Annotated in this window: 10 protein-coding genes; 1 reads left to right on the top strand and 9 read right to left on the bottom strand. The window is 39.7% G+C overall.

Annotated elements, in window-relative coordinates:
* Positions 1 to 403: 403 nt before the first annotated feature.
* On the top strand, positions 404 to 1,690 hold the full coding sequence (locus tag AB6D80_RS23475; RefSeq protein WP_372189770.1) for a transposase: 1,287 nt from the start codon (positions 404 to 406) through the stop codon (positions 1,688 to 1,690).
* Here AB6D80_RS23475 and AB6D80_RS23470 read toward each other — a convergent pair.
* The 9 genes from AB6D80_RS23470 to AB6D80_RS23430 form a co-directional block, all read right to left on the bottom strand.
* Positions 1,678 to 2,601, bottom strand: coding sequence for an NYN domain-containing protein (locus AB6D80_RS23470; RefSeq protein ID WP_372189768.1), 924 nt, complete (start codon positions 2,599 to 2,601; stop codon positions 1,678 to 1,680). The genes AB6D80_RS23475 and AB6D80_RS23470 overlap by 13 nt on opposite strands.
* A 517-nt stretch (positions 2,602 to 3,118) precedes the next feature.
* Entirely contained in the window at positions 3,119 to 3,421 is a 303-nt protein-coding gene (locus AB6D80_RS23465) for a HigA family addiction module antitoxin (RefSeq protein WP_016786835.1), read from the bottom strand.
* A complete protein-coding gene (locus tag AB6D80_RS23460; protein ID WP_016786836.1) occupies positions 3,421 to 3,699 on the bottom strand; it encodes a type II toxin-antitoxin system RelE/ParE family toxin in 279 nt (92 codons plus the stop codon). Before AB6D80_RS23460 ends, AB6D80_RS23465 begins: the two co-directional genes overlap by 1 nt.
* 1,140 nt (positions 3,700 to 4,839) lie before the next feature.
* Positions 4,840 to 5,685, bottom strand: coding sequence for a RepB family plasmid replication initiator protein (locus AB6D80_RS23455; RefSeq protein WP_102556540.1), 846 nt, complete (start codon positions 5,683 to 5,685; stop codon positions 4,840 to 4,842).
* A gap of 384 nt (positions 5,686 to 6,069) precedes the next feature.
* Positions 6,070 to 6,192, bottom strand: a complete 123-nt coding sequence (locus tag AB6D80_RS23450) for a DUF4113 domain-containing protein (protein ID WP_277870693.1) — start codon at positions 6,190 to 6,192, stop codon at positions 6,070 to 6,072.
* Positions 6,193 to 6,275: 83 nt separating this feature from the next.
* A complete protein-coding gene (locus AB6D80_RS23445) occupies positions 6,276 to 6,596 on the bottom strand; it encodes a hypothetical protein (RefSeq protein ID WP_102556541.1) in 321 nt (106 codons plus the stop codon).
* Between the two features lie 128 nt (positions 6,597 to 6,724).
* Positions 6,725 to 6,901, bottom strand: a complete 177-nt coding sequence (locus AB6D80_RS23440; protein ID WP_157939777.1) for a hypothetical protein — start codon at positions 6,899 to 6,901, stop codon at positions 6,725 to 6,727.
* Between the two features lie 12 nt (positions 6,902 to 6,913).
* A complete protein-coding gene (locus AB6D80_RS23435; protein ID WP_133153060.1) occupies positions 6,914 to 7,279 on the bottom strand; it encodes a hypothetical protein in 366 nt (121 codons plus the stop codon).
* A 137-nt stretch (positions 7,280 to 7,416) separates the two neighbouring features.
* The coding region (locus tag AB6D80_RS23430) for a hypothetical protein (RefSeq protein ID WP_372125858.1) at positions 7,417 to 7,631 on the bottom strand (215 nt) is incomplete at its 5' end.

Genomic DNA, 7,631 nt, shown 5'->3' with positions numbered 1-7,631 from the left:
GTGAACTTAAAGATATTGATACACAAGTGTACATGTTCACTTTAAATTATAAAGACTAACTGAACAGTTATTAGATGATTGTGAGTAATGTCCATAAAGTTACACCTTAATGGACAATCACTTAAATGATTAGGAGGCTCAATCTTTAATCATTGTAGCAATGAATAAATAAAAGTATGGAAAGAGGCTTAACTTGGTGGCCAGTTTTGATGGTGAAGATCAATATGGCTAGCCCAGATTAGTTTGCTTATTAATTTTGTACTTAACATAAGCCTTAGCATGATCATAAACCCCTATAGCCATAGGTATCTACACAGATTGGTCGCATATTGAGCAATTAATTTGATTAAGGGAACTGAACCACGGATCAGTGATCAAGAGAGTTAACTATTCTTTCACTTTACTGATTATGACTCTTTTCGAACAACATCATTTACCGTGCCTCTTAGAATCAAGACTCTCTAAACGTTATCAGACCATTGTTATGGAACATATGACTGTGAATTCGACTAATGCCCCTGGGGCTAAATCATTAGAGCACCATACGCAATCTTGGGCTTCGACCCAAGCCACATGGCGCTTTTACCACAATGACAATGTGACCTTCCCTATGCTGAGTAGTCCGATGCTCGGGCTGGCAAGAACTGGAGTAAAAGACACTCAAAGTCGCTATGTCTTGATGGCACATGACTGGTGTCGTATCAATTTTTCTAAACATCAGAGTAAGTTTGATAAGACCCAGATGTCTCATGCTATGGATGTGGGTTATGAGCTACAAACCTCTCTACTCGTTGATGCTGAGACGGGAGAGCCTATTGCTCCAGCAGGTCTGAACTTATTGACTGATAAAGGAATTTATCAATGTCGGTCTCAAGACATTCAACCAAAACAAAGCCATCTGGACTCGTTATTTGAAAGCATTCAGTGGCAAGAACAATTGCGCTTAGATAAGCCCTTAGTCCACGTTGTCGACAGGGAAGCAGATTCAGCAAAAGACTTAAGACGCTTTGGGTCTATAAATTGGCTAACACGAACAAAAAAAACCTCCACCTTCCGTCATGAAGGGCAATTTAAAACGGCAGAGGTAATTGGTCGAAAGCTAAATCCAGATATCAAAGGCGTCGTTTCAATACGAGGGAGAGAGGGTTATCTTTTTGTCGGAGAGACGAAGGTTGAGTTACAGAGAAAGTCGGAAAAGTTGGCATCGCAAGCGCCTGAATGTCGCCTTGTTATGAGCTTAGTGACCGATGAAAAAGGCAATGAGTTGGCAAGGTGGTATTTATTGTCGAATGTTTTCGATGTTGATGCGACAGATATAGCAATGTGGTATTGCCACCGCTGGAATATTGAGTCTTGGTTCAAACTGTTGAAAACGAATGGTCATCAGCTTGAGAAGTGGCAACAGACAACGGGTGAATTGATACTCAAACGATTAATTGTAGCCAGTGTTGCGACCACGCTCGTTTTCAAGCTTTACTCAGACAAGTCAGAAGAAGCGAATGAATTTAAGAGTTTTTTAGTGAAATTAAGTGGGCGTTTGACGAAGCGTTCAAAGCCAGTAACACATTCAGCCTTACTTGCAGGTCTCTGGGTGTTCTTGCAAATGTGTGAGGTATTAAACTCTTACACTACAGAGGAAATCAACAGGATGAAAGAGTTGGCTAGTTCGTTTTTTGCTCAATTTGTGTAGATACCTATGCCTATAGCCCCTTCTGTTGTGCGCAGAGCATCAAGTGGTGTGACCAATGTTAAGTCAATTAAGCCATCTATATTTGGTTTAGTAGTCGCCAACCATTGCCATGACTCACTAAGGCTATGAACCTTACCAAGTTCTTCCATCACAAGAGCAAACATTTCTGATTCAGGATGCCAAGAGGTAGGGATAGTCGCAGGTCTACGGCCATTAGGAACTTTATGAGGAAGTTGGGACTTTTCTAACCACTCTTTGGTAATGTGTTTAACAGTCCAATCAGCTAGCTCTGACAAAGTTTTGTTTGCTCTTCGAGTCTCTTCATCATCGGGGTCAGTGGCAGGTTTTGTTGGAATAACAAGACCGATTCTTACCTGGCTCCAGCCTTGAATTACACGAATTTTATTGTACTCACGAACCTTTATCATTGATGCAGCAATATCAGTATCGTTGCTAACATAAACAATTTGTTCTAAGTCTTGCTGTGTTACCACATCAAATAAAGCTTCAGTAGCAAGGTTTACATCACTCTGTTTTTCCTCCAGCTTCCAGATTTCAACTCTATCACAGTCTCGTGGAAGGGTATTTCCCTGAACTTGGTAAACATGAACTTTGTTAACTGCGTAGTACCCCTCATATAAGCACAAGTCATCTCCCAAATGCTTTTGCAGAGCATTATGGTAAGTTTCTTGGTCTTTAGTAGAGTTGGTATCTAGAGCTGCTTTCTCTACAATTTTTGCTGTAAAGAATTTAATTCCCTGATTAAGTAGTTGAGGCGTAGAGTTTTCATGATAAACGCTAGGCAAAATTTGACTTTCAAACAAGGCTTTTAAATCTAGCCATTTGTACGGGCTTTTCTTTAAACATCCGTAGTAAAGGTTGTAACCGTCAATGTAGACTCGCGTATTCAATGTACTTATCGATCCTTCAGATACGAAAAAACCGACATAAAGTCGGCTTTTTCTTCCTACGAGATGGGGTCAAGCCTCGCCACCCTATAGGATTAGTTGTTAACTCTGATACTAAACGATACAGCAGAAGTGTCAAGTTATTTTGTTGACTAAGTAGTTAGGCCCGAACAAATTTTCCATCTAGATGGTCTCGCATTAAACATTAAGATTCCTTACCTTGAACTTTCATTTCTATACGCATATTCAAACCTTAATGGACACTTATTAAAAGAGCCCCTAACCATTGCAACAATGATTAAGGGCTCTAGCAAAAAGGTTGGTTTGTGTTTGGGTGCGCACTAATTCAATTATTGCAAATGAATCAAGTATGGAAAATTCACTTAAGTTCAGTGTCCAGTCTGACTGGAGCGATCATTCGGGGGAGTAGTTAGGATTAAAAAAATGTTTATAACTCTACGAGCCTCTGCAATATCTTCTCTAGCGCAGCTCAGAGCCCAATGATCACTTGCTAATCTGACTAAGCCAAAGCTAGCTGGTCAAAATCTATAGTTTTAACAGCCTTGAGGTTAATAGTCTGCTTTGCTTTCCATAAATCATACTGGTGTTGCATCGCTAACCAACTCTCAGGAGTTCCGCCCAGTACAACCTGTAGCTTTAGTGCCATCTCAGGGCTGATAGAGCTTTGGCCTTTCACGATGCGGTTGAAAGTAGATGGACTTACACCCAAGTTCTTGGCTACGGCTCTAGAACTAAGGTTAAACGGTTCAAGGTACACATCGTGGATTAGTTCGCCCGGATGTGGAGGGTTGTGCATAATCATTAGTGATAGTCCCTATAGTCGAGTATAAAAGCGTTTCCATTTCTAAACTGAAACGTAACGCGCCAGTTGCCGTTAACATCAATAGCCCAAATATCATCTTTCTTTGGGTTTAGCTGATGTAGTCTCCAGCCAGGTTTATTGATATCAGCGATAACACTTGCGGTATTGATTACAGCTAACTGTAACCTTAGCTTTTTGATATGTTTGGCTTGGATACCCGCAGCAGTCCCTTTAACAAAGAACTTTTCCAGACCAGTATGCTTAAATGATTTTATCATGTAGATACTATAGCGCGTTGCGCTTCACGCTACAATCTTGGTAAAGACATTTTAGCCCTCATCTGTTCTTTTAGCCAGTTTTGCTCTACCCGTGATCATTGAAGGTGGGGTAGAGAGGGAATTAGTAAATTATCCTACGCTAAGCAAAAGTTCCCTGATTGCATTTACCTATTGCCATTCATTTTGGTTTCGCAACATGTTTTTGCAACGCTGAAAGCCCAACGATGGGCTAAAAACTACCAAGCATTAGATCCAAAAGAAAGACTGGCAGTGTTGGCCGCAATGATGGAAGTAGAATAGACAGATTTGACTATGTTGGCCACAGTGCAAAAGTTAGGGGAAAACAGGCAAAGCACAGATGCGGTGTAACCGGTGTGCGTAAAAGCCCTAGATATAATGGTGGTAAACTTTCGCTTAATCATTGGTAAGTTTTGCCAAAAGTTTACCAGCGATCGACACAACAAATATTTTTGATCAATAAAGAAAGCGGTAGGTGTAATCGATATAACCTAACTTTCATCGTTGCCTTTACATTCCAACGAGCCAAAATATTGATCTGATATGAATAAGGCTTCTTGAATATTTTTTAGGCTTAGCTGCGGCTTACAGATAGGAAAGCATTAACATTAGCAGGTTAGGCTACACCACTATTTTTAATGACTTAAGAATTAGAAACAGTCTGCGCTACACCCAAGTAGTGCTTAAAATGGCTTTTTGAAGCGTAAATAACTATAGCAGTCTTTGTTACGCCTAGTGTAATAGCTATATTCACAAATAAGGCAGCGATATTTTAACTAAATAATTTCAATAACTTAAAATTAAAAAGTAAATCACTACAAAAATAAAATGCAGTTTGCACTACACCAAGAGGTAGAAACAATGAGTTGTATAGCACTAAATACAGTTGAGGCTACACCTTTCTATAATATATAGACAGAAAACACAGTAATGGCTACACCTTTAGAAGAATGAAAGCGGAAAGAAGCAGTTTTGGATACACCATTTAAGAAGATTGCTTGTGCACAGTATGCGTTATACGATTTTCCAACCCAAAACTACAGTAATGGATACACCTGACATAGCGATCCCAAACGTGCAGTTATGGTTACACCACAATAGTAATTGGCAATTGGAAGCTGGCTACTTTATTTCGGGTAAAGCTTTATTTCGCTTGGTGATTTTATAAGCCCATTCACCATGCCACGTCGTTTCCTGCCCATGTAAGTAACCAATTGATTCTAGTCTCTTAATTGCCGATTTAATCGATCTATTAGCCTCCTTATTGCTCATATTCAAAGCAAGACGATCTCTCATGCGACTTAAAGATACAGGGAAAGGGTCTTCGGGTAGGCAAGCAAAAAACAAATATAAGCATTGGGCTGTTTCAGCTCTTGGGATAGACGAAAGGGTGCGCATACTAATTAAGATTTGACGATCAATACGATACAGCTCCCACAGGTCAGGATCTCCTTCCAGGATGATAATATCGGTATCCATATTATAAACAAATTTCTTAAGCAACGAGGTTGATGTCGCTTTAGAGCCATCTTTCGTAGCCATACTTATCTTTTGACTCTGAATACGCTCTAGTGACTCTTTGATACGCTTACGAAACTTCGTGTTTAACATCTGCGTACTGAATCCACAAAACTTTGTAAATTCAGAGAGCTTCATTGTTATTCTGTCGGAATCATAACCATACTTTGAAAAAGCAAAGACAACCCCACACCAAACTTTGAAGTCTGTTCGTACATTGAGTCTTTCACCTTTGAGAGATGCGTATTCGTATCCTTCACGTTTGTACAGGGATATATCTCTGAACTCGTCGCTTACATTATGCTTTACAACAGTAAGATCATCACTTTTATTACTGTTCTTAGCAATAGGCGTAAATAAGGCTGTACGGATTAATATATTGGGCTGGATAGTATGTGTATCAGATATTACCAGACCATCACTAATCACCGATAAGAGTTTGTTTTCCATAGATAATATCCAAATTTAGTTACTAACATAATTTGCAGTTCATGCTACACCATACACAGTCTATGATACACCGTCTACAGTTCATGCTACACCCGATGCAGTTTATGATACACCTATCACGGTTTAGGCTACACCCTGATCATGCATAAAGCCAATACTGACAAGGCTTTGAGGCGATCAAGGATCAATTTGGATCTATTAGGTTCATATTAGGTTCATATTAGGATAATTAGGCCTGTGGATAAGTGGATAACTATCCGAATCCTTTATACTAAATGACTGACGGGGAACGCTTTTGGCGTTCCTGTGTCTGATTTGGGCGATGGACAACTATTCGCTCGTACCTCACGAAAGTTGACCACACACAAATCTGAAATAAATAACTCAACACATGATCTGAGAAAGATCTTTAAGCTTTGTTGTATATTGAGGCGATAAAAAGTTACGATTCATCTGCCAATGTTGTGTTGTTCCTTGGGAGAAATGACGATATCGACTTCTGAAAATACTTCAGACAAAGCTCATCCACAACCTGAAAGTCCATGGTGATCTTCTCTGTCAGAGCCTCGGCGTGGATAATATTTTTCCCCTTAATCAAAAACTGGATCTGAAATTTGAATAAGGACTTTTCCTTCGCTTTCAAGCACACTTTGTACTTCTTGGAAATTCCAATCATCACCAGAAATTAAATCCGCATCAAAAGGAACAGTGGCATCAATGCTTTCAAGACGCTCTAATAGCCCTTTAACATTAGAGTATACCCCTTCCTCTTTTGCTTCTTGGAGGAAGGTTCTTGGCGGTTCATGGTAGACTTTACCAATTGGTAGTGCACCATACTTTTTATATTGAATCTTGACTTGTAATGTTGGTGATGCCTTTCTTAGCAATTCCAAAATCTGACTTGTTTTCATGCGACAACTTTCCCTCTAGTTGGTGTCTTCACGCATAATGCGATAGTTAACGACTGCAATTATGCACCGAATGGAATTAAACAGATCCCTAACACTGCGAAGTAATCCCACATTAAGCCTTAAGTAGCCTAATAATGAATCAAAGCAGAGGTATAGCCCCAACCACTAAAGAAAGCCGCTATTACACCTGCTATTCTCGCTGCTGTGTTGACGTCTAAAACTATCATGGTCAGCGCAATTCCAAAGCCGAACAAAGATAAAATAAGGGACATCAAACATTGCATTTTTTGGTGTGATTGAAGCATCTATTTTCCCCATTACAGCTTCACACATGTAAATCTACAAGATGTAGAACCCTGATCATCAAATTCAAATATGTAGCCTTTAACACCGTCATCATTAGTATTCTCGCCAAACCTACAGCTACCTATTGCTTTAACACTTACACCTGTTAGATAGCAAATAGAGAAATCCTTATCGAACTCTTTCTTGGGGATAAAAGCATTACATCCGGAGAAAAATTTTCCGCGCCAATGTTCGCCAGAAAAAACAACTGGATTGTCTTTTAGCACATAACCTACTTGTTTAACCGAACAATCAGATTTATCGGTAAATACTTCTGTCAATTGAGATGCGAGCGTAGGGCTTGCCAATAAAGCTATTAGTAAAAGTGCTTTTTTCATGTAATCCTCTTGTTTAGTCATTACAACGATACAGGGCTGAATCTCCCTTGTTATTCGATTGGATGGTATTAATCGGTTATGGTCTTGGTAGTCGTCGCTAAACCAAGACAACAACATATAACGCTCCTAACTGTTCATTAGATGAGTAGTACAAAGGTCTGTGAGATCCGATACAGTGGATATTCTTTCTCTACATTACTCTTGTGGCCAATCACCAAATGCACTGTAGGGTTCTGTGGTTTAACTGAAATTGCGATTTTCATGTTCATGTTACGGTTGTTTTGCAAGTAACCGACCGCCGCATTTAGTTCTGGAACATACTGAGCCACACCCACCGACACTCCACCTTCCG

The organism is Vibrio sp. 10N.247.310.17, from assembly GCF_041466605.1.
GTDB classification, from domain to species: domain Bacteria; phylum Pseudomonadota; class Gammaproteobacteria; order Enterobacterales; family Vibrionaceae; genus Vibrio; species Vibrio tasmaniensis_A.
Note: the sequence above shows the minus strand (reverse complement) of the source record. Positions and strands in the feature narration are given on the sequence as shown.

What these genes read in the sequence shown, in the direction of transcription:
- AB6D80_RS23465 (WP_016786835.1), bottom strand. Translation starts at nt 3,421, where the DNA reads ATGATTATGCACAACCCTCCACATCCGGGCGAACTAATCCACGATGTG.
- AB6D80_RS23460 (WP_016786836.1), bottom strand. Translation starts at nt 3,699, where the DNA reads ATGATAAAATCATTTAAGCATACTGGTCTGGAAAAGTTCTTTGTTAAA.
- AB6D80_RS23455 (WP_102556540.1), bottom strand. Translation starts at nt 5,685, where the DNA reads ATGGAAAACAAACTCTTATCGGTGATTAGTGATGGTCTGGTAATATCT.
- AB6D80_RS23445 (WP_102556541.1), bottom strand. Translation starts at nt 6,596, where the DNA reads ATGAAAACAAGTCAGATTTTGGAATTGCTAAGAAAGGCATCACCAACA.
- AB6D80_RS23440 (WP_157939777.1), bottom strand. Translation starts at nt 6,901, where the DNA reads ATGCTTCAATCACACCAAAAAATGCAATGTTTGATGTCCCTTATTTTA.
- AB6D80_RS23435 (WP_133153060.1), bottom strand. Translation starts at nt 7,279, where the DNA reads ATGAAAAAAGCACTTTTACTAATAGCTTTATTGGCAAGCCCTACGCTC.